This is a genomic window from Nonomuraea aurantiaca (assembly GCF_020215705.1).
GTDB lineage: Bacteria > Actinomycetota > Actinomycetes > Streptosporangiales > Streptosporangiaceae > Nonomuraea > Nonomuraea aurantiaca.
Genome location: NZ_JAIWNB010000002.1, coordinates 51,889 through 77,364 on the forward strand (window position 1 = coordinate 51,889; position 25,476 = coordinate 77,364).

Here is a 25,476-nt window from a genome sequence, read left to right on the forward strand (position 1 = left end):
AGGGGGAACGCTCAGGCAAGGTGCTCCTTCTCGGCTGGTCGTGGCATCGGGGCGGGCGATGTCCGCTCCGGATGGCACAGCCCCAGCAGGCGCAGCGCGGGCACCGTCATCACGGTGGTGATCAGCGCCATGAGCATCAGCACCGTGAACGTGCCCGGCCCGATCACGCCGATGCTGAGCCCCGTGCTGAGCACGACGATCTCGGTGACGCCGCGGGCGTTCATGAGGACGCCGAGGCCGAGCGCGAGCCGTCCCGGCATGCCGCCGGCCCAGGCGGTCACGGCGGCGGTGCCGAGTTTGCCGAGGACCGCGGCCACGAGCAGGACCGCCCCGCCCAGCAGCACTGCCGGGTCGTCGAAGGCCATGCGTACGTCGGCCTGCAGCCCGATCGAGGCGAAGAACACCGGCAGCAGCAGCGCGCGGTTGAGTGAGGCGAGGCGGTCGGGGACCGTGCCCAGGACGCGGGCGTTACGCGGGATCACGATGCCCGCCAGGAGGGCGCCGAAGATCGCGTGCGCGCCGATGGCGTCCGTCGCCGCCGCCAGGGAGAAGATCAGGCCCAGGACGAGCACGAGGCCGGCGGGCGCGGGCAACCTGGTTTCGGCGTATCTGTCGGCCAGAGTCCTGAGCGCGGGGCGGACCACGAGAAACACGACGAGGACCAAGGCGGCGGCGAGCAGCATCGTGGTCAGCGCGCCCGCAGGTGAGCGGGCGTGCGCGAGGGCGATCACCGCGGCGAGCGCACACCACGCCAGTACGTCGGCGATGCCGGCGCACAGGACGGCCAGCGAGCCCAGCCGGGTGCCGGTCAGGCCGACCTCCTGGAGGATCCTGGCCAGCACGGGTAACGCCGTGACGCTCAGCGCGGTACCGATGAACAGGACGAACTCCGTCCTGCCCGCCGTCGGCCCGACGAGCGCCGAGGCGAACGGGATCGCCGCGACCGTGCCCAGAGCGAAGGGGACGGCCACCATCGCCAGGGCGGCGACGCCCACGACGGTGCGCTGCCTGCTCAGGGCGGTGTGGTCGAACTCCGTTCCCACGGTGAAGATGAAGATCGCCAGACCGGCCTGGGCGAGCAGGTTCAAGTGCTGCGTGGCGGCAGCGGGCATGATCAGCTCGGTCGCCGCCGGCGCCAGCGTGCCCAGCGCGGACGGCCCCAGCAACAGCCCGGCCACGATCTGTCCCACCACTGAGGGCTGGCCGATACGACGGGCCACGATGCCGCCGAGCGAGGCCAGTCCGCCGATGACCGCCACGGCAAGGAACAACCTCAGGATCGACTGGATGGGCGTCGCCTCCGCAGCCGGTGGCGGCACCACCACGCGCTCCACCGGGTGGACGCCCCAGCCGAAGACCATCAGGAGCGACACGGCGGCCACGGCGGTCAGCGTGAGCGCGATCACCAGACCCCGGGCCGGGGCGGGCAGGAGGCGTTGTTCGGTGTCTTCGAGCGGGCTCTGTCCACGCATGCTGACGCCCCCTCCGGCGTTCGCGATGGCTACCTGGGTTGCGCTTTGAAGGGCTCAGTCGATGACCGGGCCGCCCGCCCGCCGACCAGCAGCAGCGCGCCGACGGCGGCGACCATCCCGATGGCGATGACCGGTACCAGGGCCTGGAAGCCCGGCCCGGCGACCACCAGGCCGAACATCGGCGGGCCGAGCAACGATCCGAGGCTGCCCGCCTGAGCGACGACGCCGTTGCCGACATCGGCGTGGTCGAGACGCTCCAGCACCATCGGGAGCGCGGCGAAGACGAGGGCGCCCAGGAAGCCGTTCTCCATCGAGATGATCGCCGCGCCGACCTGCGCCGCCGTCAGCGAAGCCGCGCCACCGTACATGAGCCAGGCCGCCGGGACGGTGAGGAGGCCGACCAGCGCGAGCACGCGGACCGGCGTGCCACGGCGGAGCAGCACTCCCACGGCCAATCCGCCGAGCGCGCTGAGCAGGGAGATCGCCGAGGTCACCGCGCCGGCGGCGGTGGCCGTGCGGCCGTACTCCTCGATGAGGAGCGTGGGCAGCAGGACGATCACCGGAATGGTCACCAGCGCGCCCAGGCAGAAGGCCACGGCGAGTGCCGCCGGCCACTTCAGGGCCCCGGCCTTGGGAACGGGTCCGGCCGCCACCTGCCGGTCGGCCCCGCGCGGCAGCCGTACCCAGACCACCAGGGCCATCGCCAGCGTCAGTGCGGCGATCAGTCCGATCCAGCCACGCCAGCCCAGAGCGGAGCCCAGTACGCCGCCCCCCAGGGTGCTCAGCCCGATGCCCACGGCGACGAACGTGGCCCAGATCGACAGGGCGGTGCCGCGGTCCCGCTCGCCGGCCAGACGGAGGATCAGTGCCGGGCAGGCGATGGTGACCAGGACGTATCCGGTGCCCTCGACGCCTCTGGCGGCCAGCAGCCAGCCGAAGCCGCCCGCCCATACGCTCGCCGCGCTCGCCGTCGCCATCAGGACCAGCCCGGCGATCAGCGACCGCTCCGTGCCGAAGCGCCGGACCAGGTATCCGGCGGGCAGGCCGACGACGGCGCCCACACCGACGACCGCCGAGATCACCCAGCCCAGTTCCGACAGCGACAGCCCGAGCTCACCGGCCACCGCCGGGCCGACGGAGGCGAACTTGCCGAGGCTCATCGCCGCGGCGACCCCGCCGAGGTAGACGATGGCGATCAGCACCCACGGGGAGCGCTGCGGCGATTTCTCCCTCGGCTCCGAGGTGCCCGGCGTTGGCTGGCGATCCATAGATCTCCTTCGATTCAATCTGGTTCATCCGCCGCCGCGGTCAAGCGCGCCTGGACGGCCACCAGCCCGGCTCCGGCGAAGGAGAAGCGTACGACGGCGGACCGGCGATGCCGGGACACGCGGTGACCGTCCTGGACATGGATCCACAACCAGGCCGCGTCCAGGTCCAAGGCGATGGGGCCGCTGCCGGCGGCCGGGCGGGGAGGGACGGCGTACCGGCTCAGCGGAGCCAGCAGTTCGGCGGGCAGTCCGATGAGGTCGACGTCGAGCACCCGGGAACGGCGGTCCACGTCAACGGCGAGCAGGACGCGGCCGGCGACCGCCACGACGGAATCGGTGGGGACGGGGGCGGCCAGACGTAGTTCGAGCAGACCGGAGGACGCGCGCCAGCCGGCTCCGTCCGCGGAGACGAGCCGGTCGCTCGTGGTACGGATCAGCATCGCGACACGTTCGAGGCGAGCAGGCCGATTCCCGATTCGGTGACGTCGACGGCTCCGGCCGACAGCAGGACGTCGATCGTCTCAGGGACGTCTCCGCGCAGCAGCACTCCCTGGAGCACGACCAGGTTCTCGTCCGCCAGGTCCGATCCGGCGCGCCACGATCGGCCGGGCATCGCGGTGACGACCTGGGGCAGGCGTTCGGCTTGCGTCCGGACCGTCAGCAGCACGTGGGACGGGCCGACCCAGGCGCCCCGCAGCAGCAGCGCGATGTTCTGGATCATGCCGCGTTTGCCCTTCTCGGCGTACGCGGCCGGGTTGGCGATCAGCTGCGCGCCGCAGGTCCGGATGGTCTCGATGATCCGCAGGTTGTTCTGGCGGAGCGAATGGCCCGTCTCCACGACGTCCATCATCACATCGGCCAGCTCCGGGATCTTGGCTTCCGTCGCGCCGTAGGACACGACCACCTCGGCCCGCCGCCCGGCGGCCTGGAAGAAGCGGCGGCCGATGTTCGGGTATTCGGTGGCCACGCGGACGCCGTCGTGCAGATCGCTCACGCTGGTGGCGGGGTGGTCGGCCGGGGCCGCGAGCACCAGCCGCCATGGCTGCTCGGTGTTCCTGGAGTAGTCGAAGGACTCCGCCACCTCGACCTTGGCCCCGGTCTCCTCCACCCAGTCGGCCCCGGTCAGCCCGAGGTCGAACGTCCCGCTCTCGACCGCCAAGGGGATCTCGCGCGGCTTGTAGAACGCGACGTGCGCCACTCCGGTGTAGTCGATCACCCCACGGTAGGACCGTTCGGAGGGCCGCCGGATGGGCAGCCCCGCGGCCGCGAAGAGTTGCAGGGCCCGCCGCTCCAGCGACCCCTTCGGCAGGACGAGGGAGAGCATGATTCCTCCTCGGAAACTCCACACGCGCAAGCGGCTACACATGCAGAAGACGGTCGATGCCGGTGATGGGCGGCTCGGCAAGGTCGGCCGGACGTACCTCTATTTCTCCCACCACGAGATCCGTCGGCCAGGAATCGACGATGGTGCCCACGCAGCGGGCGATCGACCGCGTGCTCATCTTGTGCGCCGAGTCGTCGCCGTCGAGGTTGGCGATGGCTCCTGGAGAGACGAGGCAGGCCCGGACCCCGTTGCGGCGTTCCTCCAGCAACAGCGTCTCGACCAGCGCCTTCAGCCCGGCCTTGGTGGCGCTGTAGGCGGCTCCGCCCTCGAAGTAGCGGGTGCCGGCGTGGCTGCCCATCGCGACGAAGACGCCACGGCCGGCCCGCAACGCGGGCAGGACGGCCTTGACCAGGTGGAAGCTGGCGCTGAGGTTGATCGAGACCAGCCGCTCCCAGTCCGCCTCGGTCAACTCGGCTATCGGGTCGAGAACCCGCTCGACCGCGTTGGACACGCAGACGTCGACCCGGCCAGCCTCGTCGAGCACCTGGCCGACCGCCCTCCTGATCTGCGCGGGGTCGGCCAGATCGCACGGGAGCTCCCCGAGCCAGTCCTCCCTCGCCAAGGACCGGTTCAGGGAGAACAGGCGGTAGCCGCGGTCGCGCAGTTCCTCGGCGATGGCCTTTCCGCTGCCGCGATTGGTGCCGGTGACCAGCGCGACCCGGGCGTCACTTGATGACATCGAGGACGCGACTCCACTGGTTGACGATCTCGTCTCCTTCGACGCCGTCCCGGAACAGGTCCTTGTCCAGGGGGGATCCGTCCTCGTGCCGCAGTCGGATGCAGTCCTGGGAGATCTCGGAGATGACGGTCAGCTCGCCGTTGTCCGCCTGCCCGAAGATGAGGCAGAAGTCCCACACGTCCAGCGGGCGCAGCCATGATCGCAGCACCTCGTTGACGGCGAGCGCGCGTTCGCGCATCTCCTTGACCGGCAGTCCCAGGACCCTCAGGTAGTCCTCGCCGATCGGCTGGTCCTCGGGGTCGATCCGGTAGTCGAACTTCACGACTGGGCGGGGCAGCGGCGCGCCGTCCTCGAACAGGCCGGGGTACTTCCGGGTGGTCGATCCGGTGGCCCGGTTCTTCACGATCACTTCGAAGGGGGGCGCGGGGCAGTAGTCGGCGAGGTAGGAGTCCTCGCCGACCCGTTCCCTGAACGCGCACCGCACCCCCGCGGCCTCGATCCTGGCCGCGGCCCTTTCGTAGAAGGCGAGCCGCAGCGGGCCGGTGCGCTCGACGATTTCGTCACGCTGGTAGGTGAAACTGCGCAGGCTGGGGATTATCTGCACGAGGCACTGCCCGCCGGGCAGTAACCACAGGCGCTTACTGCGCCCGATGATATCCGGGCTGCCCCGGGTCGCTGCGTGGTCCACGTCGCCTCCACATCACCGCCGACAATGGCCCACACAACTTGATATGCGGCGGCCGGTTTGTCAACCCTGGAATAAGGAGCACTTGACGGCGCGCTCGGGGCCTTGCTATGTCGCCGCCGAGTCCCCTGTACCGCGCGTGATCGGCTCCGTGAGATCTCTTTTCTTTTCGTCGCGGGGGGAACCCGGGTAATCGGGTGACCCTGGAAAAAGGAGTACTTGACGGGGTCCGGCCGGGCGAAGGTATTGTCGCTGGAATTGCATATTCGATCTTATTAAGTATGGCCAGGAAGGAGAGGATCATTGTTGCAATATGAGCGGATCGCTCACTCGAAGATCACCAAAAAGTTCAGAGCCGAAGGACAGCAGCTCTTATTCTCGCGAGGCCAGAGAGGCGAGGTCTCCGACGCGAACGGCGTGTCGTACATCGACTTCGTCATGGGTTATGGGCCAGTGATAATCGGCCACTCGGACGACCTCTTCAACGAAATTCTCGGCGGCTATCTGGCCAACGGCATCATGATGCCGGGGTTCACCACCTTCCACCAGGAATACCTGGAACGGCTGCTGGGCGAGCGGCCCGGAGATAGGGGCGCGTTCTTCAAGACCGCCTCGGAGGCGGTCACCGCGGCCTTCCGGCTGGCCGCGATGCGGACCGGCCGGCTCGGCATCGTCCGCAGCGGCTACGTCGGCTGGCACGACTCCCAGATCGCCAACTCCCTGAAGTGGCACGAGCCGTTGCACTCACCACTGCGCGAGAAGCTCCGGTACACCGACGGGATGCGCGGGATCGGCGAGTCCGAGCCCGTGCTCAACTGGGTGGATCTGCGTCTGGAGTCTCTGTCCGAGCTTCTGGAGCGGCACCGGGGCCGGTTGGGCTGCTTCGTCTTCGACGCCTACCTGGCCTCGTTCACCACGCCGGACGTGCTGCGGCAGGCCGTGACGATGTGCCGCGAGGCCGGCCTGCTCACCGTGTTCGACGAGACCAAGACCGGAGGCCGGATCTCGGCGCTGGGCTATGACCACGACCAGGCCATCGGCTCGGATCTGATCGTGATCGGCAAGGCGCTGGCCAACGGAGCGCCGCTGAGCATCCTGGTGGGCGGCGCCGACCTGCTCGCCCACGCGGAGCGGGCCCGGCTCAGCGGCACGTTCTCGAAGGAGATGATCGCCATCTACGCCGCACTGGCGACCAGGGACATTCTGGAGAAGCCCACCCAGGACGCGCCGGACGGCTGGACCGAGGTCGGCCGCATCGGCACCGAGGTGGCGGCCGTGCTCTCCGCGGCCGCCGAGGAGGCGGGGGTGGCCCACCTGCTCGGCGCCCGCCCGGTGCTCGGCGGCGGGATGTTCGAGCTGGTCTACCACGACGAAGCGCTCCTCGGCGACAAGGAGCGGCGTGAGGCGCTGCTCGGCGCTCTCACCGGCGCCGGCATCCTCCTGCTCGAAGGGCACCCGTCCTTCGTGAGCCTGGCCCATCGCGACCTCGACTGGACCGACTTCCGCGATCGGGCGCGCCGCGCCTTCGAAGTCTGGAACGCGGCGGAGGGAGCCGACCGTGGCTGATCTTCTGCGCCTCGCGCTCGTCGGCTGCGGCCGCCAGATGCAGCAGAACCTCTTCCCGTTCCTGCAGCGGATCCGCGGCTACCAGGTCGTGGCCTGCGTCGACCCTGACCTGTCGCTGGCCGCCGAGATCCAGGCCCTGGCCCCCGGCGCGGTCTGCGCCGATTCCGTCGAAGCGCTCGACCTCGAGACCGTGGACGCGGCGGTGCTCGCCGTGCCCCCGGAGCCTTCCTACCGGCTCACCCGCCAGCTGGCCGAACGCGGCATCGACTGCTTCGTCGAGAAGCCGGCCGGGCCCTCCACCGTCGCGCTCCAGGATCTGGAGCGCGTGGTGTGCCGCAGCGGCCGGCACGTTCAGGTGGGCTTCAACTTCCGCTACGCCGAAACCCTCCAGCGGCTGCACGAGTTGAGCACGGACATCCGGTCCCGTCCGTGCTCGGTGACCATCGACTTCTACAGCCGCCACCCGTCCGCTCCGCAGTGGGGGGTGGACACGACCCTGGAGGCGTGGGTCCGGCACAACGGGGTGCACGCCCTCGACCTGGCCCGCTGGTTCGTGCCCTCTCCTGTCGTCCAGGTGGACGCGCACGCCATCCCCGGCGCGCCCGACCGCTTCCAGGTGAACCTCTTCCTGCGCCACGACGACGGCTCACTCTCGACGCTGCGCATGGGCAACCATGTCAAGCGCTTCCTGATGGGCGTCACGGTGCAGGGCATGGACGGCAGCCGTTACAGCGCCCCTTCGCTTGAGCGGGTGACGCTCGAACTGTCCGACGGCCTGCCGCACGGCCAGGAACTGCACAGTACGCGCAACCTGGACCACGGCTGGGCGCGCAGCGGGTTCGGACCAGAGCTCCAGGCCTTCGTCGACGCCTGCCGCGGGAGGCGGGACGGGCACCAGACGAACGGCCACGCCAAGGACGCACCGTCGATCACCGACGCCCTGGCGGCGTCCGTGCTCTGCGACCGGGCGATGGAGGAGCTGAACGCGGCAGGGGAGAACGGCTCCGGCCCGCTGAAGCATCCGGTCCGAGCGTGGGCGTAGGCGGAAGTCGCGATGAGCGGAGTGACACATGGCTGAGGAGACGCGGCCGGCCGGCGGCGCCCCGCCGGTCGCGTCCCGGAGCATAGGGGGGTGGATCGCCGGTCATCTCCGGCGGCACCGGATGCTCCTGCTGCTGTTCGCCGTCACGGCGGTGGCGGCCAACCTCTGTTCGACGCTCATCCCCGTCCAGATCGGCGCGGCGTTCGCCGACGCCACCGGCGCACGCCACGACCTCGCCGCGGTCGCGGCGGCGGCGATCACGGCCGGCCTGCTGGCGGCCGGCCGGTTCGCCGCCGACCTGATGTCCAACGGCTCGATGGAGATCATCGCCCAGCGGGTCAAACGGGATGTACGGGACGAGCTGTACCGCAGCCTGCTGGCCAAACGCATGTCCTTCCACGACCAGCAGCGCATCGGCGACATCCTGGCGCGGGCCATCAACGACGCCAGGCTCGTCGACTACATGCTCAGCCCCGGCGTCGCCACCGCCGCCAACGGCGTCCTGGCGCTGCTGGTCCCGATCCTGTTCATCGCCTCGTTGAACGCCCAGCTGCTCCTGGCGCCCGGCGTGCTGGTCCTGGTGTTCGCGTACGCGCTGTACTACCACCTGCGGCGGCTGAACCCGCTGGTCATCCGCACCCGCGAGACCTTCGCCGACCTCAACGAACGGTTCTCCACCACCCTGGCCGGCATCGCCACCGTCAAAGCGGCCACGCAGGAGGACCTCGAACGGCACGCGTTCAGGGACGCCGCCGCCGCCTACCGGGACGCCTTCGTCAGGCGAGGCAGAGCACAGGCCGTCTACCTGCCGGCGCTGAGCTTCGCGCTCGCGATGGCGATTGGCGCCCTCCACTCCCTCTACCTGTACTCCCAGGGCGAGCTGGGCCTCGCCCAGGTGGTGACCTATCTCGGCTGGCTGGTGCTGTTCGCGCAGCCGGTCACCATGTCCGAGCAGGCCGTGCCGGTCATCCAGGAGGGCTTCGTCGCCGCCGGCCGGATGCGGCAGATCATCGAGGGCGAACCCGCCGAGCGTGAGGACGCCCGGGGCACGGCGGCGGAGATCCACGGCGCGATCACCTTCGACCACGTGTCCTTCCGTCACGAAGGCAAGGAGATCCTGCGTGACATCTCCTTCCACCTGCCCGCCGGCCGCACCCTCGCCGTCGTCGGACCCACCGGCAGCGGCAAGAGCATGCTCATCAAGCTGGTCAACCGGATGTACGACGCCACCGAGGGACGGGTGCTGATCGACGGCCGGGACGTGCGCGAGTGGGAACCGGGTGCGCTGCGCCGCCAGATCGGCCACGTGGACCAGGAGATCTTCCTGTTCGCCAAGAGCGTGCTGGACAACATCGCCTTCGGCTCGCCGGACGAGGCCGAGTACGAGAACGTGCTGCGCGTCGCCAAGCAGGCGTGCGCGGACGAGTTCGTCCAGGTGATGGAGAACGGCTACGCCACGATCCTCAACGAGGGCGGCACGACGCTGTCCGGCGGGCAACGCCAGCGGCTGGCCATCGCCAGGGCGCTGCTGACCGAGCCGCGCGTCCTCACCCTGGACGACGCGACCAGCGCGGTCGACGCCCGGACCGAGACGGCCATCACCGAGGCGATCGAGCGCGCGGCGGCCGGCCGTACCACCGTGCTGGTCTCTCATCGCCCCGGCCAGATCCGGCGCGCCGACGTCATCCTGCTGCTGGACGGCGGGCGGGTCGTCGACCAGGGACCGCACGACGAACTGATCGCGCGCTGTGCGCTGTACCGGGAGATCTACACGTGAGCCACCTTTTCGACCGGGAGATCTACACGTGAGCGACCTTTTCGCGGGCCTGCACGCCGACGCGTACGACCGCGTGTACGGCAACCGCCGGCTGCTGGCCCGAATCCTCCGCTACCTGCGGACCCAGCACGGCGCCATGCTCGGCTCGGCCGTCCTGGTCGTGGGGTCGGTCCTGCTGACCGCCTCGGTGCCGATCGTCATCTCCCGCATGATCGACCAGATCGGCGGGGGAGCCGGGCTGGGCCTGCAGCTGTGCGTGTTCGTGGTCGCGGCGGCGGCGCTGGCCTGGGCGATGAACTGGGTCCGCCAGGCCATCACCGCGCGGCTGGTGGGCGGGATGGTCTATCGCCTGCAGTGCGAGGCCGCCGACGCCGCGCTCGCCAAGGACGTCGCGTTCTACGACGAGAACTCGGTCGGAAAGGTGCTGAGCCGGGTCACCGGCGACACCGAGGGCTTCGGCTCGGTGATGACCCTCGCCCTGAACCTGCTCAGCCAGATGCTCCTGGTGCTGCTGCTCGGCGGCGCGGTGTTCTGGATCGACGTCGACCTCGGCCTGATCATCCTGGCGACGCTGCCGATCCTGCTCGCCGCGGCACTGGCCTTCCGCAGGGTGGCCAGGACGGCGGCGGCGGCCACGCGCCGGGTGATGGCCAGGGTCAACGCCAACGTGCACGAGACGATGATGGGCATCTCGGTCGCCAAGAGCTTCGGCCGGGAAAGGACGGTGTATCGCGACTTCGACGCGGTCAACCGGCTGTCGTACCGGGTCTACGTCAGGCAGGGCCTCATCTACGCGGTCATCCTCCCGGTCTTGACGCTGCTGGCCGGGCTGGCCACGGCCGTGGTGCTCCACCAGGGCGGCCGGTTCGCGGTGCTCGGCCGGCTCTCGCCGGGGGAGTGGTACTTCGCCCTCCAGGCGCTCGGCATGTTGTGGCAGCCGGTCACGCAGGCGGCCGCCTTCTGGAGCCTCTTCCAGCAGGGGCTCGCGGCCGCCGAGCGGGTCTTCGCGCTGATCGACAGCGAGCACGCCGTCGTCCAGCGCGGGAACGAGCCGGTGACCGGCCTGGCCGGTGAGATCGAGGCGCGCGGTCTGCGTTTCGGTTACGGGCCCGGCAGCACGGTGTTCGAGGATTTCTCGGTACGGCTCGCGGCACGGGAGACGGTCGCGGTGGTCGGGCACACCGGCAGTGGCAAGTCCACGCTGGCCAAGCTGATCGCCAGGGCCTACGAGTTCCAAGGGGGCGAACTGCTGGTCGACGGCCGCGACATCCGCTCGCTCGACCTGCGGGCGTACAGGCAGCAGGTGGGTGTCGTCCCTCAGCACCCGTTCATCTTCGCGGGCACACTCGCCGAGAACATCGCGTACGGCCGGCCGGGGGCGAGCCGTGCGGACACCGAACGCGCCATCGAGCGGATGGGGCGCCACGTGTGGTCGCGGAGCATGCCGATGTCCCTGGACGACCACGTGAGCGCCGGCGGCAGGGGAGTGTCGGTCGGGCAGCGGCAGCTCATCGCCCTGGCACGGATGTTCCTCCGCCAACCGGACATCCTCCTCTTGGACGAGCCGACGGCCAGCGTCGACCCGCTGACCGAGAGGGGCATCCAGGACGCGTTGTCCCGGCTGTTCACCGGCCGGACGGTGCTGGTGATCGCCCACCGGCTCTCGACCATCCGGCGGGCCGATCGCGTGCTGGTCCTCGACCAGGGCGAGGTCGCCGAGGAGGGCCGCTTCGACGAGCTGCTGCGGCGCGACGGCCCGTTCGCCGCCCTGTACGCGACCTACTACGCACACCAGGAGGCGGCATGAGTGGCTGCGCTCCGCACCCGGCGGAGTTCGAGCGAATCCAGCGGGAGGCGGCCGCGGAAGGCGTGCGGTGCGTGGTGGGTGCCGTGCTCGTCAACCCGCTCGGTGCGGTGTTCCTGCAGCGGCGCGCGCCCCACGTGCGGCTCTTCCCCGGCTGCTGGGACATCGTCGGAGGGCACGTCGAAGAGGACGAGACGCTGTGCGGAGCACTCGCGAGGGAGATCGAGGAGGAGACGCGGTGGCGACTGGTCGAGGTGGACAGCGTGGTGGACGTCTTCGACTGGAACGGTGGCGACGGTGCGCGCAGACGCGAGATCGACGTGCTCGCCACCGTCGAGGGCGACCTGACCAGGCCCCGGATCGAGCAGGACAAGTTCGTCGAGGCCCGCTGGATGGACCGGGCCACGCTGCGGCGCATGGCGTCCGCCGACACCGACACCGGCATGATCGACCTCGCCCTGCGAGCCCTCATGAAACAGGCTTAGGAGGACTGTATGGTCTCGCTCGCGCTGCCCAAGGGGTCTCATCTTGAGCGGCCGATCCTGGGCCTCTTCGCCGCCGCCGGCCTCGACGTGCGCAGAGCCTCGGACCGCAGCTATCGGGCGAGCATCGAGTACGGCGATCGCCTGAAGGTGGCCTTCTACAAACCGCGGGAAATACCGCTGGTCGTCGAGAGCGGCGCCTTCGACCTCGGCCTGACCGGCACCGACTGGATCGAGGAGACCGGCGCTAAGGTCGAGTTCGTGGAGGCGTTCGCGCACGTCGTCGGGGCGGATCCGCCCTGGCGGATGGTGCTCGCAGTGCCGGGCGATCATCCGGCGGAGAGCGCCGACGATCTGCCGCCCGGAGTCCGTGTCGTCACCGAGTATCCGAAGATCGCCCGGCAATTCTTCGAGAGCATGCCCTTGCCAGCTGAGGTGATCCATTCCTTCGGCGCCGGAGCAGCCAAAGTTCCCGAACTCGCCGATGCCGTCATCGACGTCGACGGACCCGATTCCGCGATGGCGCACCACCATATGCGGATCATTTGCACATTACGCGCGTGCGTCCCTCACCTCATCGCGAGCCCGGCCGCCTGGCGTGACGCGGACAGGCGGACCAGGATCCAGAAGGTCGCCCGGCTCCTGGGTTCGGTCGGCGCGGGCGCGGCATGCGTGCTGCTGACGGTCCGCACCTCGGCGCGCGACCTGCCGCGCGTGGCCAGATCCATGCCGGAGCCGTCCTGGAAGGCCGGCACCGGCCTCGCGGATGGCGACCTCGTGGTCGTCCAGGGGCTGGCGCCACGGCGGAACCTGGCCGAGACCATCGACGGCGTCCTGGCGGCAGGCGCCCTCGACGTCATCGAGTCGCAGGTCGCGAAATGGGTGACACCCCACCTGACCGAGCAGCCGCTGTGAAACGCCGGATGATCGTGTGCGACCTCGACGGGACCCTCCTGGACTCCCGTGGCCTGGTGTCGGAACGTACGCGGGCGGTCGTGCGCCGCGTACAGGACGCGGGACACGTGTTCGTCATCGCGACGGCACGGCCGGTCCGTGACACCCGGCACGTGGCCGCGGCGATCGGCGGCGCGCCCATCGCGGTCTGCGGCAACGGCTCCATCACCTTCGACTTCGCCCGGGAGGAGGTGGTCGACTACTGCCCGCTGGCCGAGACACGGCTGGTGACGGCGCTGTCGGTGTTGCGCGAGCGGTTTCCCGGCGTGCGGCTGGGCGCGGAGTGCCGGATGGAGCTGCTGCTGGAGGACTCCTTCGAGCTGCCCGCCCCCCTGTCGCGGAGCGCGCGGCGGGTGCCTCGCCTGGAGGAGGCGCTCGCCCGGCACGAGGTCGGCAAGCTCATGGTGCAGTTGGAGGGGACCGCCCGCGAGTACTACGAGGGCGTGCGCGCGCTCCTTTCCGGATGCGAGGTCACCATTTCGGCGGACGTGTTCTGCGAGGTGATGCGCGCCGGTGTCACCAAGGCGGCCGCCCTGGAATCGATGGCGGGGCGGCTCGGATTCGGCAGCGCGGACGTCATCGCGTTCGGCGACATGCCGAACGATCTGCCCATGCTGACCTGGGCGGGAACGGCGGTGGCCGTCTCGAACGCCCATGCCGCGGTGCTCGCGTCGGCCGACGAGGTGACCGCGTCCAACGACGACGACGGTGTCGCCCGATGGCTGGAGCAAGTCATCTGAGAAGGCTTGACACTTGTCTGATGAGTATTCACGATGGGCGCTGAGCCGGGATCCACTCGGAGGTGCGCATGTCCCGATTAGTCACTCTCTGCCTCGTGCTGTGTTCGCTCGCGGCCTGCACCGCCGTGAACCCGGCCCCCGGCAGGAACGGCGCGGCCGCCGACTCCGCCGTCGCGGTCGGCGTGGCCTACAGCCGCGGCGGACGCGGTGACAAGTCCTTCAACGACTCGGTCGGGTCCGCGGTGGACCGGGCCAAGGCGGAGCTGGGCGTGTCGGTGAAGGAACTCAGCCCCAACTCGGCCGGGTCGGATCTGGAAGAGGTCCTGCGGCTGCTGGCGGAGACGGGCCACAACCCCGTGCTGGCCGTCGGCTTCTTCTACGCCCAGCCCCTGGCGAAGATCGCGCCCGCCTTCCCCCGTACGCGGTTCGTCATCATCGACGACGCGACCGTGAAGCTGCCGAACGTCACCAACGTGGTGTTCCGGGAAGAGCAGGCGAGCTACCTGGTCGGCGTGGCCGCGGCGCTCAAGTCGCGTACCGGGCGGATCGGCTTCATCGGCGGCGTGCAGACGCCGCCGCAGCAGAAGTTCCTGGCCGGCTACGCGGCCGGCGCCCGAGCGACCAACCCCAAGATCCGGCTCTCCAGCGTGTTCATGAGCCAGCCGCCCGACTTCAGCGGATTCTCCGCGCCGGACAAGGCCCAGGAAGCGGCTCGCGGGATGTACGACAGCGGCGCCGACGTCGTCTACCACGCGGCCGGCGCCTCCGGGATCGGGGTGTTCCAGGCGGCCAAGGCGGCGGGCAAGTGGGCGATCGGGGTCGACGTCGACCAGCGCAAGACGGTCGACCAGGGACTCTCCCAGGTGATCCTCACCAGCGCCACCAAGAAGCTCGACGTCGCGGTCCTGCGCATCATCCAGGAGGCGGTGCAGGGCAAGTCGATCTCCGGGCTGCGTGAGTTCGGCCTCAAGGAGGACGGGGTGGGATACGCCACGAGCGGCGGCGGCCTCACCGACGTCGAGCCACGTCTTGAGGAGATCCGCAAAAAGATCATCTCCGGCGGGATCACCGTCCCCGTCGTGCCCTGACCGATCGACCCAGCAGGAGAGGAGGCCCGATGTCCCCCCGCGCACCTTCGCTCACCAGGCGGATGTTGAGCGCGCTCACTGCTCCTGCGTTCGCGCTGCTGATCGCGCTCACGGTCACCACGGCGCTCCTCGCCGCAGTCGGCGCCTCGCCGGGACGGGCGTACCTGACGATGCTGGACTTCGGGCTCCGGCCGGACTCGCTCGTCTCCGCGGTCAACAGATCCACCATCTACTTCTTCGCCGGCCTCGCCGTGGCCGTGGCCTTTCGCATGAAGCTGTTCAACATCGGGGTCGAAGGCCAGTACCGCGTCGCCGCGCTGTTCGCCGCGGTCGTCGGCGCGTCCGTGAACCTGCCCGGCCCGCTGCACCTGGCCGTCGTCGGCCTGGTCGCCGTGCTCGCCGGCGCCCTCTGGGCCGGGATCGCCGCGGTGCTCAAGGTGTGGCGCGGGGTCTCGGAGGTGCTGTCCACGCTCCTGCTGAACTATGTCGCCACCGCCGTCATCGCCTACCTGCTGGCCGACTTCTTCGCGGCCGGCAGCGCCTCCGGATCGACGCCGGAACTCCCGCCGTCGGCCCGTCTGCCCGAACTCGACGGGCTGGTGTCGTTGTTCGGGCTCTCGCTCCCCCCGGGTGCCCACCTCGGAGGGGCCGCGCTGGGCGCGGTCGTTCTGGGGGTGGCGGTGCATCTGATGCTCACGCGCACGCGGTACGGCTACGACCTGAAGGCCAGCGGGCTGAACCCGGCGGCGGCCCACGTCCACGGCATCGAGCCACGCCGCATGATCCTCCTCACGATGCTCGTCTCGGGCGGGCTGGCCGGCCTGGCCGGGCTGCCGGACCTGCTGGGCAACACCTACAGCTACGGCGTGGACTTCCCCTCCGGGGCGGGATTCACCGGGATCGCCGTGGCCATGCTCGGCCGCAACACCCCGGTCGGCATCGCGTTGTCCGCGCTGCTGTTCGGCTTCCTGGAGCGTTCGGCGCTGATCCTCGACATCCAGGGCCTGCCCAAGGAGATCGTCACGATCATGCAAGGCGTCATCGTGATCAGCGTCGTGGGCGCCCATGAAGTGGTGCGCCGCATGGAGGTCAGGCGCGCGGCCCGGCTCATGCGCGAGGAGAGTGTCCCGGTCGTCACGCCTGAGCCGGTGAGGCCCGCGACATGACCATGAAGACTCCGCGCGGCCGGCTGCTCGCCGTACTCATCCTCCTGCTCGCGATGTCGGCCGTCAGAACCTTCACCGGAGCCGACGCCCTCACCGGCTCCGGCGCGATGGGAGCCGCGCTCCGGCTGTCGGTCCCCATCGGGCTGGCCGCCCTCAGCGGCCTGTGGAGCGAACGCGCGGGCGTCGTCAACCTCGGCATCGAAGGCATGATGATCATCGGGACCGTGTGCGGGGCCTGGGCCGGCCACTTCTACGGCGTCTGGGCCGGGGTGCTCGCCGGTGCGCTCGGCGGCGTCATCGCCGGCCTGCTCCATGCGGTCGTCACCGTGACGTTCGGCGTGGACCAGGTGGTCTGCGGCATCGCCGTCAACATCCTGGCCGTGGGTGTCGCCCGCTTCCTGTCCGTCATCGCCTTCAGCGGCCTGCCGGGGGCGGGGGCCACCCAGTCGCCTCCCGTCACGGGTGCCATCGGCACCGTCAGCATGCCGTTCCTCGCGGGCGGCTGGGGCACGCCGGACCTGCTCGGCCGGCTCGAACAGAGCCGCTGGTTCCTCCTGTCCGACGTCAGCGGCATCCTGCGCGGGTTCCTGCACGAGGTCTCCTGGTTCACCGTGCTCGCCGTCGCGCTGATCCCGGTCAGCTTCGTGGTGCTCTGGAAGACCGCTTTCGGGCTGCGCTTGCGCTCTGTCGGCGAGCACCCCGCCGCGGCGGACTCGCTCGGCGTCCCGGTTCAGCGGATGAGGTACTACGGGGTGCTGGTGTCCGGTGGGCTCGCCGGACTCGGCGGGGCCTACCTGGTCACCGTCTCCTCCACCATCTACCGGGAGGGCCAGACCGGCGGCCGGGGCTTCATCGGGCTGGCCGCCATGATCTTTGGCAACTGGCGCCCGGCCGGCACCGCGGGCGGAGCGCTGCTGTTCGGGTACGCCGACGCCCTGCAGTTGCGTGAGCCGAGCGCGGTACACGTGCTGCTGCTCCTGGCCGCCGTGCTGCTCTGGGCGGCGGCGATCATCTTCCTGCGCCGGCGGCCCCGCCTGCTCTTGACCCTGGCGCTGCTCGGCGCGGCCGCCTTCGTGCTCTTCCAGAGCACCGATTCGGTCCCCACGCAGCTCATCTACGCCACGCCGTACCTCGTCACCCTGCTGGTGCTGGTCACGGTCGCCCAGCGGCTGCGCATGCCGGCCTGCGCCGGCATCCCGTACCGCCGAGGAGGTGCGTGAGCGGATGGCCGGCGAGCACGAACCGCGTTTGATGGGGTACGCCGACCGCTGGTCCGCCGTCCCCGGACAGCAGCTGATCCTGTACGCCGGAGGCCCGCCGGGACCCGGGACCGTGGACCTCGTCGACCTGATCGACGAAGCCACCCGCACCCCGGCCGCACCGATCTCCCTCGCGCCACAACCCCTCAAGCCCGGCTCCTACCTGCAAGCCTCCCTCCCGGTGCCCGCCGGAGGGAGCGTCGCGCTGTGGATCCGCCCGCATCGGCTCGGCACCCGCCAGGTCGTGGCGGAACTGGGCACACCCGGCTGGCGACTGCTGCTCGCGCTGGACGAGGAGAACCGGGCCGAGGCGAGGGTGGAGACGACCTCGGGACTCGTGAGCTGCCACGGGGACGTCGTTCAGCGGGGATCCTGGTCGCTGCTGGTGGCGGCCTGGGCGGCGACGCCGTCGATGACCACTGTCCATCTGGCCGACGGCCGCGCTCCCGGCGTGAGTGCGCGGGCCGCGGGCCTGACGCTGCCGCACGGGACCGGAGAGCTGCGGCTCGGCGCGGACTCCTTCGTGGGGCGGATCGCCCTGCCGATGCTGACGAGCAGCCTGATCACCACATGCGCTCCGCTGCTCGACCTGACCACCGGTCCCGAGCTGCTCAAGCACGTCGGCGCGGACGTCGTGGCCCTCTGGGACGCCTCCATCGACCCGGGCGCCGTCCTCGTCACCGACATCAGCGGGAACGGCCATCACGCCCGCGCCGTCAACCGGCCACTCGCCGGGCTGATCGGGCCGGGAAACGGCACGGACCGCACCGCCGTACAGCTGAGTCCTGAAGACCTCGACGACGCCCGATGGAAAGAGACGTGCGCGCTGACCATCCCCGAAGAGACGACCTCCACCGTGCTCGGCATCCGCCTGCGGACCCGGAGCCAGTCCTGCGTCATCCCGGTGGTCGTCCGTCCCGCCGGACCGGTTCGCGGCCCGGTCGCGGTCGTCCTGCCCACCTTCACCTACCTGGCCTACGCCAACCACCGCCAGCTCAGCGAGGCCGAGTACTTCGGGGACTACTCGCGGGTGACCGACCGCGGGATCACGCTCTCGCCGACGGACGTCTACCTCAACGAGCACCGGGAGCTCGGGCTGTCGCTGTACGACCAGCGGCAGGAGGGCGGCCCCGTCTACTACTCCTCCGGGCGCCGCCCCGTGCTGAACTTCACCGCCGACTACCGCTGGTGGATGACCGGAGCGCCGCGGCACTTCGCCGCCGACATCCTGCTCCTGCGCTGGCTGCGGTCGGAGGGGCTCACCTTCGACGTCCTCACGGACGAGGACGTGCACGCAGGCGGAGCCGACCTGCTCGCCGGCTACCGCGTCGTCATGACCGGCAGCCACCCCGAGTACATCAGCGCGCCGGAGCGCGCGGCCGTGAGCGCGTACGTATCCGGCGGCGGACGGCTGATGTACCTCGGCGGCAACGGGTTCTACTGGGTGACCGGCGTCGATCCCCGCCACCCCCACGCCATCGAGGTCCGCCGCGGCCACGCCGGCGACTGGTGGGACAACGCGCCGGGCGAGGACGTCCTCACCTCCACCGGCGAGCCCGGCGGGCTCTGGCGGCACCGGGGCCTGGCACCACAGGAACTCCTCGGCGTCGGCTTCGCCGCCCAAGGCTGGGGGCCGGCACCCGGCTACACCCGCCTGCCCGACAGCTACCGCGACGACGCGTCCTGGATCTTCGCCTGTGTCGAGGCGGACCCCGTGGGCTGCTGCGGGCTCGCGCTCGGCGGAGCGGCCGGAGACGAGATCGACCGCGCCGCGCCAGAGCTCGGCACCCCGCCCGGCACCCTGCTGCTGGCCACCTCCGCGGGCGGGCACAGCCACCATTACCGGCCGGCCACCGAGGAGGCCGCGCTCGGCGGACATACCGTCCGCGCCGACATGACCCTGCGACGGCTCGGCAACGGCGGTGCGGTGTTCTCGACCGGATCCATCAACTGGGTTGCCAGCCTCGCCTGCTGCGACGGCGACATAAGGCGAATCACCCGAAACGTCCTGTCCCGATTCCTGCTCTCCCCGCCCCCGTGAGGAGGAGTGACATGACCGACGTCAGCGAGCGGCACATTGGCTACCCCTATCCCGACAAGGCGAGCGACCTCACCGATGAGCAGCTGTCCATGCCCGCGGAAGACCTCGCGGCGATCGCCCGCCACCCCCTGACCGTGTACGCGGACACCACCGAGCTCTATCACCGGCTGGCCCGCGAGATGGCCGACGAGCTGCGCGCGAACAACATGCGCGGCGAACGCACCCGCTGGATCCTCCCTGTCGGCCCCAAGGCGCAGTACCCCATCCTCGCCCGCATCTGCAATCAGGAGCGCATCAGCTGGACCGAGGTGTTCGCCTTCCACATGGACGAGTTCCTCGACTGGCAGGGCCGGCCCGTGGACCCGTCGCACCCCTTCAGTTTCCGCGGCTACTGCGACCGCAACCTCTACCAGCTGCTCGACCCCGATCTGCGGCCCCACCCCGACAACGTCATCTACCCGGACGTCTTCGATCCCGACGCCTACGGTGAGCGCCTGCGGCAGGTGGGCGGCGCCGACACCTGCTTCGCGGGATTCGGCTACCGGGGACATCTGGCCTTCAACGAGCCGCCGACGACGCGCTGGCACCACTACGGCCTGGAAGAGTTCGCCGCCTCGACCACGCGCATCGTCCCGCTGCTCGACGACACGATCATGGCCCTCTCCCACCGGGTGACCGGCGGCTACACCCAAGCCATTCCCCGCATGGCCATCACCCTGGGCATGTCGGAGATCCTGTCGGCCCGCAGGCTGCACCTCATCACCGACGGAGGCGCCTGGAAACGCTACATCGTGCGGGTTCTCCTGCTCACCACCGAACCCGAGGTACAGCTCCCGGTCACCCTCGCGCATCGCCACCCCAACGTGCACGTGAGCGTGGACGCCGACAGCATCGCCCCCTGCGCGTTGGGGCTCGGCTCATGACCGTGCTCGCCATCGGCGCCTACACCGTGGACCTCTACATGTTCGGCGACCACCTGCCGGCCACGGGGGAAAGCGTCGACGCCGTCGACTACGCCACCGCGCACGGCGGCAAGGCGGCGAACGTAGCGGTCGCGTCGGCCCGGCTGGGCGCTCCCACCCGCTTCGTCGGCTGCCTGGGAGACGACACGGACCGGCTGACGGCGCTGGCCGCGCTGCGCGCCGACGGCGTCGAGGTCGGCGACTGCGCCACGGCCGACGGCATCGCGACCGGGCGCAGCTTCGTCTATGTCGACGCCCATGGTCAGCAGATCGTCATGACCTGGCCCGGGGCGGCGAATCTCCTTCCCCCTTCCCGGGCGGCCGCCACAGTGGCCGGGCTGCCCGGCACTTCCGTGCTCGTCCTGCAGGGCGAGATCCCCGTGGCGACCTCGTCCGCGGCGGCCGCCGCCGCCTCGCCGGACGTGCGCGTCCTGCTCAACCCCAGCCCGGCCGGACCGTTCCTCAGCGAAACCGGAGAGGACCTGCTCAGCCGGGCCGACGTGCTGGTGCTCAACGAGAGCGAGCTGTCCGCGCTGGCTCTGTCGGGGCCGGCTCTGTCGGAGTCGGCCCTGTCGGGGCCGGCTCTGTCGGAGTCGGCCCTGTCGGAGTCGGCGCTGTCGGAGCCGGCTCTGTCCGGGTCGGCTGAGGACGCGCGACAGGCGGTGGAGTGCCTGCGCCGCAGAACCAGGGGACGCACCGTGATCGTCACCCGGGGCGAGCAAGGTGCCGAGATCACCGACGACCACGGCACTATGCTGATCGACGTACCCAGCGTGAACGCTGTGGATACGACCGGCGCGGGTGACGCTTTCACCGGGGCCCTGGCGGCCGCCCTCTGCACCGGCGCGAGCCTGGCGCAAGGAGTCCGCCTCGCCTGCCGGGTGGCAGCCGTCTCGGTCACGCGCCGGTTCTGTGCTCCCAGTTATCCATCGGCCGCAGAGCTCGGTGTCGCTCCGCTCCAAGGTGCGCCCGGGCAGGAGAGAACCACGTGACACGACGACAACCCACTCTCGCCATACAGGTACGCGATCGGCTCCACGCGCTGATCGTCGAACAGGGGCTGCGCCCCGGGGACAGGCTGCCCTCGGAGAACGAGCTCATCACCCTCTTCGACGTCGGCCGTACCAGCATCAGAGAAGCGTTCAAGCTCCTGGAGCAGGAAGGACTCATCCAGTCCCGCCACGGCGACGGCCGGTATCTCACCGCTCAGCCCAGCCTGGACCGCCCGCTGACCCGCCTCGAAGGTGTGACGGAGATGCTGGCCAGTCGCGGCTACACCGGCGTCAACACGGTGCTGGACATCGCGGCGACGGAACCGGACCGCAACCAGCGCGAACTGCTGCAGCTCCCCGGCAGCGAGGCCATCGTCCGGCTGGAGCGGCTGCGCCGGTACCAGGACGACGCGCTGCTCTACTCGATCGACCTGTTCCCCCGCTCGCTCATCGGCCGTCCGCTGGACGAGGTGGACTGGACCGGGTCGCTGTTCCAGCTGCTCACCGAGTACGGCCACAACATCGCGTACGCGATCACCCAGGTCCGCGCCGTCACCCTCAGCCAGGCACAGGCGGACCGCATCGGCAGCCTCGAAGCCGGCGGCGCGTGGCTGCTGCTGATCCAGACCCACCACGACAGCGCGGGACGGCCGCTGCTGTACTCCCAGGACTACCACCGGGGCACCGACTTCTCCTTCCACCTGGTGAGGCACCGTGACTGACACCTCGCGACGCCGTCAGGTGCTGTTCGATCAGGACGGCGCGCCGGACGACCTGCTGTCGCTCCTCCTGCTGACCCAGTACGACAACATCGACCTGCGCGGAGTCGCGGTGACCCCCGCCGACTGCCTTCCCCGGCCGGCCCTGTCGGCCACCCACAAGATCCTCGACCTGGTGGGCAGGGACGTGCCGACGGCCGTGGGCGTGCTGCCCGGACGCAACCCGTTCCCTCTCGCCTGGCGGATCGACGCCCTGCGGGCGGACGCGTTACCCGTGCTCAATCAGCGGGATCAGCGCACCCGCGCGGACGCGCTGCCCGCGCACGAACAGCTCGCCACCTGGCTCATGCGGGCTCCGGCTCCCGTCACCGTGCTCGCCACCGGCCCGCTGACCAACCTCGCCTGGTGCCTCGATCACCACCCGCACGTCGAGTCGCGCATCGAGGAGGTGGTCTTCATGGGCGGCGCGCTCGACGTCGCGGGCAACGTCAGACAGCCGGACCACGACGGCAGCGCGGAATGGAACGTCTTCTGGGACCCCGACGCCCTCAAGCGCGTCTTCGACTCCTCCGTCCCCATCACCATGTTCCCGCTGGACGTGACCAACCGTGTGCCGGTGACCCTCGACTTCGTCCGGGCCTTCGGCCGCCACTATGGGTGGCACGTCAGTGACCTGGCCGGATCGCTGCTCGCGCTGACGTTCGGCACCCTGGAGACCACCGGCCTGCCGTACTGCTGCTGGGACAGCCTGACCACCTCCTACCTGGCCGAACCCGACATCTGCACGTTCGAGACAGTGCGCTGCGACGTGATCACCCGAGGAGAGAGCCAGGGGCGGATCGTCCAGACCCCCGGCGGGCGGCCCGTCAGATGCGCACGCGCGGTCGACGCCGACCGGTTCTACCAGCACTTCCTCGACACACTCACCCCAGGTGAGCCATCGAGTTCCTGACCTTGTCCGGGATCCGCGGTTCATGGATCAAGCAGAGAGGATCATGCGATGAGTACCAGAACATTGGAGGTCACCAAGTCGTACCCGGCCCTCCTTCCCGGTCGCCGACCAGGGTGCTCCAAGCTGTCGGTCTTCTGCCTCGCCATGGACGAGGTCTCCTATTACGGGCTGCCCCTGCTGCTCATGAAAGTGCCGAACGTCGCCAAGGCCGCGGTCGCGCGGAGCGCGGCGGAGGCCAGATCGCGACTTGCCGGCGAGGAATTCGACGTGGCGGTGATACCGCTCACCTCGTTGCCGGAAGTGCTGGACGGCGCTCCCCGGCGAAACAACCCGCGGATATTGGCCCTCGTGCGGGAGCAAGGAGAGATCGTCTCACGCCTCGCCTGGAGACACGGCGTGGCCGGCTGCCTCCTTTGGGACGAGATCAATGTCGCCAGCCTGGCCCGCACCTTCGACCGGCTGCTCCGCGGCGAGGTGCCCACCGCGGCGCACGGCCCGGAGACACATCTGAACGGAAGGTTGACCGAGCGGGAGCGCTTCGTGCTGACCCTGCTGCTGCGGGGGATGAGCAACCACCAGATCGGCCGGGCCATGGGGATATCCATCCACGGCGTCAAACGTCATGTCTCGAACCTGCTGGTGAAGTTCAACTGCTCCAACCGGACGGAGGTGGCCCTGGTCGCCCAGCGGCTGGGGCTGGATTCCACCCCCCGAAAGGCCATATGAGCATTACTGGAATTGATCCGCTTTATTCGCGTCCCAAAAATATGTTTTCCTTGACTGCCTCAATGAAAGGGATAAACTGCAAACAGGAAACGGTCATCGAGAAGTGGAGTGACAATGGAAGTCCCTCTCCTGGAACTCAGCGGTCGCGTTCCCACGGTAAGGCTGCCGGAAATCGAGGCGGACATGACGTCCGCCACGGAAGCCATCAGGTCACAGCTGACCGGATGGGGATTCATGGCCGCGGAGGTTCCTGGTATCGGCGCCCGTGTCGAGACCATGATGAACGAATTCGCCGCGGCCTGCGCGTCGACCGAGCCGCGGCTTTCCGATTACACGCACACAGCCGTGCCGCAATTAGGCGTCGGCGGCACCCACGGGTTCTTCCCGTACAATTCGGAGATTCCCCGGCTGGCCAACGGCGTGCCGGATCCCAAGGAATTCATTCACGTCAGCGGAGCCATGATCTCCGACCAGCCGCCCGGCGCCGGAGACCTCATTCGCACCTTCCCGGCCTTCGGCACCGCCGCCACCGAGGTGTTCGACATCGCGTTCAGGTTGATCTCCCGCTTCGGCGAGGTCGTACGCGGCATGCTGCCGGCCGGCACCCCCGAGCTGGAGCTGTCGCGTGACGCGACGAACCTGCGGGTGATCAACTACAGGGACGTGGGCGACCGCCGGGTGCTGGCGCACGAGCACTCGGGGATCCAGATGCTCGGCCTCCAGCTTCCCCCCTCCGACCAGGGCCTGCAGTACGTCCTGCATGACGGCACCTGGGTCGAGCCGGTGATCGCCAAGACCGACGTGGTCCTGTGCAACATCGGCCGCATGCTGACGAGCGCCTCCGACGGACGTTTCCGGCCGTCCACGCATCGCGTGCACACGCGGCCCATGCCCGCGGGCTACCGGCGGCTGTCGTCCGTGCTCTTCGCCTACCCGCCGCACAAGGCCCGGCAGTGGAAGATGGTGGACGGCGAGCTGATGACCCTGAACGCGACGTGGGGCGACTTCATCGAGAACAGATTCCAGGGCTTGGGAAAGTCGTCACCCGAGTCCTGAGCGGGGCCTTTGGGGCCGGTCGCCGGAGCGTCCGGGGCAGGGCCTTTGGGGCCCGGTCGCCGGAGCGTCCCGGGCAGGGGCTTTTGGGGGCCCGGTCGCCGGACGCGGCCGGGTCCCTCAGCCCGCCGCCCGCTTCACGAGCTCGCCGATCCGTGCCTCGTCCTCGGCGGTCAACGTCGTCAGGGCGAAGGCGGTCGGCCACATGGTGCCGTCGTCGAGGTTCGCCTGGTCGTTGAAGCCGAGCGTCGCGTATCTCGTCTTGAACTTCTGCGCGGGCTGGAAGAAGCAGACGATCTTGCCGTCCCTGGCGTAGGCCGGCATGCCGTACCACAGCTTCGGCGACAGCTCCGGCGCGTTGGCCTTGATGATGGCGTGCAGCCGCTGGCCGGTGGCGCGGTCCGGCTCCGACATCTCGGCGAGCTTCGCGAGCACCTCGCTCTCCCCGTCCGCCTTGGCCGAGCGCGAGCCGCGCCGGGCGGTCGCCTTGAGCTCCTTGGAGCGCTCCTTCATCGCGCTGCGCTCCTCCTCGGTGAACCCCTCGTACTTCTTGTTGGCCTCGGTGGCGGTTTTGGCGGTCTTGGCGGGCTGCTTGGCGGCGCTCATGGCGAGCTTCCTTCCGTCTGGGTGACAGTTCGTCGGTGCGTTCCGACAGGAGCCATCTG

General features: G+C 69.9%; 24 protein-coding genes. 17 read left to right on the forward strand and 7 right to left on the reverse strand.

What is annotated here, in order from left to right; translation table 11 throughout:
• Positions 1-11 precede the first annotated feature (11 nt).
• Genes LDL49_RS05995 through LDL49_RS06020 form a run of 6 tightly spaced genes read right to left on the reverse strand, consistent with a single transcriptional unit; the run spans position 12 to position 5,491 of the window.
• Positions 12-1,472 carry a cation:proton antiporter gene (locus LDL49_RS05995; RefSeq protein ID WP_225289910.1) on the reverse strand — a complete coding sequence of 487 codons (1,461 nt, stop codon included), beginning with the start codon at positions 1,470-1,472 and terminating at the stop codon, positions 12-14.
• 29 nt (positions 1,473-1,501) lie between these two features.
• Positions 1,502-2,740, reverse strand: coding sequence for an MFS transporter (locus LDL49_RS06000; RefSeq protein WP_225289911.1), 1,239 nt, complete (start codon positions 2,738-2,740; stop codon positions 1,502-1,504).
• A 14-nt stretch (positions 2,741-2,754) separates the two neighbouring features.
• Positions 2,755-3,180: a hypothetical protein gene (locus LDL49_RS06005; protein WP_225289912.1), complete on the reverse strand. Its 426-nt coding sequence runs from the start codon at positions 3,178-3,180 to the stop codon at positions 2,755-2,757.
• Positions 3,174-4,064 carry an ATP phosphoribosyltransferase gene (hisG, locus tag LDL49_RS06010; protein ID WP_225289913.1) on the reverse strand — a complete coding sequence of 297 codons (891 nt, stop codon included), beginning with the start codon at positions 4,062-4,064 and terminating at the stop codon, positions 3,174-3,176. Before hisG (LDL49_RS06010) ends, LDL49_RS06005 begins: the two co-directional genes overlap by 7 nt.
• 34 nt (positions 4,065-4,098) lie before the next feature.
• Positions 4,099-4,803: an SDR family oxidoreductase gene (locus LDL49_RS06015; RefSeq protein WP_225289914.1), complete on the reverse strand. Its 705-nt coding sequence runs from the start codon at positions 4,801-4,803 to the stop codon at positions 4,099-4,101.
• Positions 4,790-5,491, reverse strand: coding sequence for a phosphoribosylaminoimidazolesuccinocarboxamide synthase (locus tag LDL49_RS06020; RefSeq protein WP_225289915.1), 702 nt, complete (start codon positions 5,489-5,491; stop codon positions 4,790-4,792). The genes LDL49_RS06015 and LDL49_RS06020 overlap by 14 nt, the downstream gene beginning before the upstream one ends.
• Positions 5,492-5,791: 300 nt before the next feature.
• Between LDL49_RS06020 and LDL49_RS06025 the strand changes: the two genes are divergently transcribed.
• The 17 genes from LDL49_RS06025 (at position 5,792) to LDL49_RS06105 (ending at position 24,814) form a co-directional block, all read left to right on the forward strand.
• The gene (locus LDL49_RS06025) at positions 5,792-7,054 is read left to right on the forward strand and encodes an aminotransferase class III-fold pyridoxal phosphate-dependent enzyme (RefSeq protein ID WP_225289916.1); all 1,263 of its coding nucleotides are present in this window, start codon (positions 5,792-5,794) and stop codon (positions 7,052-7,054) included.
• Positions 7,047-8,096, forward strand: coding sequence for a Gfo/Idh/MocA family protein (locus tag LDL49_RS06030; RefSeq protein ID WP_225289917.1), 1,050 nt, complete (start codon positions 7,047-7,049; stop codon positions 8,094-8,096). The genes LDL49_RS06025 and LDL49_RS06030 overlap by 8 nt, the downstream gene beginning before the upstream one ends.
• A 28-nt stretch (positions 8,097-8,124) precedes the next feature.
• Positions 8,125-9,873 (forward strand): ABC transporter ATP-binding protein, encoded by a 1,749-nt coding sequence (locus LDL49_RS06035; RefSeq protein ID WP_225289918.1) that lies wholly within the window; start codon positions 8,125-8,127, stop codon positions 9,871-9,873.
• Positions 9,874-9,901: 28 nt separating this feature from the next.
• Positions 9,902-11,680, forward strand: a complete 1,779-nt coding sequence (locus LDL49_RS06040; protein WP_225289919.1) for an ABC transporter ATP-binding protein — start codon at positions 9,902-9,904, stop codon at positions 11,678-11,680.
• Positions 11,677-12,162, forward strand: a complete 486-nt coding sequence (locus LDL49_RS06045) for an NUDIX domain-containing protein (protein WP_225289920.1) — start codon at positions 11,677-11,679, stop codon at positions 12,160-12,162. The genes LDL49_RS06040 and LDL49_RS06045 overlap by 4 nt, the downstream gene beginning before the upstream one ends.
• Positions 12,163-12,171: 9 nt before the next feature.
• Positions 12,172-13,074, forward strand: coding sequence for an ATP phosphoribosyltransferase (gene hisG, locus LDL49_RS06050; RefSeq protein ID WP_225289921.1), 903 nt, complete (start codon positions 12,172-12,174; stop codon positions 13,072-13,074).
• Positions 13,071-13,853 carry an HAD family hydrolase gene (locus tag LDL49_RS06055; protein ID WP_225289922.1) on the forward strand — a complete coding sequence of 261 codons (783 nt, stop codon included), beginning with the start codon at positions 13,071-13,073 and terminating at the stop codon, positions 13,851-13,853. Before hisG (LDL49_RS06050) ends, LDL49_RS06055 begins: the two co-directional genes overlap by 4 nt.
• 68 nt (positions 13,854-13,921) lie before the next feature.
• Positions 13,922-14,941, forward strand: coding sequence for a BMP family lipoprotein (locus tag LDL49_RS06060; protein ID WP_225289923.1), 1,020 nt, complete (start codon positions 13,922-13,924; stop codon positions 14,939-14,941).
• 29 nt (positions 14,942-14,970) lie between these two features.
• Positions 14,971-16,107 (forward strand): ABC transporter permease, encoded by a 1,137-nt coding sequence (locus tag LDL49_RS06065; protein WP_225289924.1) that lies wholly within the window; start codon positions 14,971-14,973, stop codon positions 16,105-16,107.
• Positions 16,104-17,327 carry an ABC transporter permease gene (locus LDL49_RS06070; protein WP_225289925.1) on the forward strand — a complete coding sequence of 408 codons (1,224 nt, stop codon included), beginning with the start codon at positions 16,104-16,106 and terminating at the stop codon, positions 17,325-17,327. Before LDL49_RS06065 ends, LDL49_RS06070 begins: the two co-directional genes overlap by 4 nt.
• Positions 17,320-19,407 carry a N,N-dimethylformamidase beta subunit family domain-containing protein gene (locus tag LDL49_RS06075; RefSeq protein ID WP_225289926.1) on the forward strand — a complete coding sequence of 696 codons (2,088 nt, stop codon included), beginning with the start codon at positions 17,320-17,322 and terminating at the stop codon, positions 19,405-19,407. The genes LDL49_RS06070 and LDL49_RS06075 overlap by 8 nt, the downstream gene beginning before the upstream one ends.
• Before the next feature lie 11 nt (positions 19,408-19,418).
• Positions 19,419-20,330 (forward strand): 6-phosphogluconolactonase, encoded by a 912-nt coding sequence (locus tag LDL49_RS06080; protein ID WP_225289927.1) that lies wholly within the window; start codon positions 19,419-19,421, stop codon positions 20,328-20,330.
• Positions 20,327-21,361 (forward strand): ribokinase, encoded by a 1,035-nt coding sequence (locus LDL49_RS06085; protein WP_225289928.1) that lies wholly within the window; start codon positions 20,327-20,329, stop codon positions 21,359-21,361. The genes LDL49_RS06080 and LDL49_RS06085 overlap by 4 nt, the downstream gene beginning before the upstream one ends.
• Positions 21,358-22,083 carry a GntR family transcriptional regulator gene (locus tag LDL49_RS06090; protein WP_225289929.1) on the forward strand — a complete coding sequence of 242 codons (726 nt, stop codon included), beginning with the start codon at positions 21,358-21,360 and terminating at the stop codon, positions 22,081-22,083. The genes LDL49_RS06085 and LDL49_RS06090 overlap by 4 nt, the downstream gene beginning before the upstream one ends.
• On the forward strand, positions 22,076-23,032 hold the full coding sequence (locus tag LDL49_RS06095) for a nucleoside hydrolase (RefSeq protein ID WP_225289930.1): 957 nt from the start codon (positions 22,076-22,078) through the stop codon (positions 23,030-23,032). Before LDL49_RS06090 ends, LDL49_RS06095 begins: the two co-directional genes overlap by 8 nt.
• Positions 23,033-23,080: 48 nt before the next feature.
• Positions 23,081-23,758, forward strand: coding sequence for a helix-turn-helix transcriptional regulator (locus LDL49_RS06100; protein WP_225289931.1), 678 nt, complete (start codon positions 23,081-23,083; stop codon positions 23,756-23,758).
• A 114-nt stretch (positions 23,759-23,872) separates the two neighbouring features.
• A complete protein-coding gene (locus LDL49_RS06105) occupies positions 23,873-24,814 on the forward strand; it encodes a 2OG-Fe(II) oxygenase family protein (RefSeq protein WP_225289932.1) in 942 nt (313 codons plus the stop codon).
• A 117-nt stretch (positions 24,815-24,931) separates the two neighbouring features.
• Here LDL49_RS06105 and LDL49_RS06110 read toward each other — a convergent pair whose 3' ends face one another.
• A complete protein-coding gene (locus LDL49_RS06110) occupies positions 24,932-25,417 on the reverse strand; it encodes an iron chaperone (RefSeq protein ID WP_225289933.1) in 486 nt (161 codons plus the stop codon).
• Positions 25,418-25,476: the final 59 nt, after the last annotated feature.

Coding starts and splice junctions, on each gene's coding strand:
- LDL49_RS05995 (WP_225289910.1), bottom strand. CDS start 1,472: ATGCGTGGACAGAGCCCGCTCGAAGACACCGAACAACGCCTCCTGCCC.
- LDL49_RS06000 (WP_225289911.1), bottom strand. CDS start 2,740: ATGGATCGCCAGCCAACGCCGGGCACCTCGGAGCCGAGGGAGAAATCG.
- LDL49_RS06005 (WP_225289912.1), bottom strand. CDS start 3,180: ATGCTGATCCGTACCACGAGCGACCGGCTCGTCTCCGCGGACGGAGCC.
- hisG (WP_225289913.1), bottom strand. CDS start 4,064: ATGCTCTCCCTCGTCCTGCCGAAGGGGTCGCTGGAGCGGCGGGCCCTG.
- LDL49_RS06015 (WP_225289914.1), bottom strand. CDS start 4,803: ATGTCATCAAGTGACGCCCGGGTCGCGCTGGTCACCGGCACCAATCGC.
- LDL49_RS06035 (WP_225289918.1), top strand. CDS start 8,125: ATGGCTGAGGAGACGCGGCCGGCCGGCGGCGCCCCGCCGGTCGCGTCC.
- LDL49_RS06045 (WP_225289920.1), top strand. CDS start 11,677: ATGAGTGGCTGCGCTCCGCACCCGGCGGAGTTCGAGCGAATCCAGCGG.
- hisG (WP_225289921.1), top strand. CDS start 12,172: ATGGTCTCGCTCGCGCTGCCCAAGGGGTCTCATCTTGAGCGGCCGATC.
- LDL49_RS06060 (WP_225289923.1), top strand. CDS start 13,922: ATGTCCCGATTAGTCACTCTCTGCCTCGTGCTGTGTTCGCTCGCGGCC.
- LDL49_RS06065 (WP_225289924.1), top strand. CDS start 14,971: ATGTCCCCCCGCGCACCTTCGCTCACCAGGCGGATGTTGAGCGCGCTC.
- LDL49_RS06070 (WP_225289925.1), top strand. CDS start 16,104: ATGACCATGAAGACTCCGCGCGGCCGGCTGCTCGCCGTACTCATCCTC.
- LDL49_RS06080 (WP_225289927.1), top strand. CDS start 19,419: ATGACCGACGTCAGCGAGCGGCACATTGGCTACCCCTATCCCGACAAG.
- LDL49_RS06085 (WP_225289928.1), top strand. CDS start 20,327: ATGACCGTGCTCGCCATCGGCGCCTACACCGTGGACCTCTACATGTTC.
- LDL49_RS06100 (WP_225289931.1), top strand. CDS start 23,081: ATGAGTACCAGAACATTGGAGGTCACCAAGTCGTACCCGGCCCTCCTT.
- LDL49_RS06105 (WP_225289932.1), top strand. CDS start 23,873: ATGGAAGTCCCTCTCCTGGAACTCAGCGGTCGCGTTCCCACGGTAAGG.
- LDL49_RS06110 (WP_225289933.1), bottom strand. CDS start 25,417: ATGAGCGCCGCCAAGCAGCCCGCCAAGACCGCCAAAACCGCCACCGAG.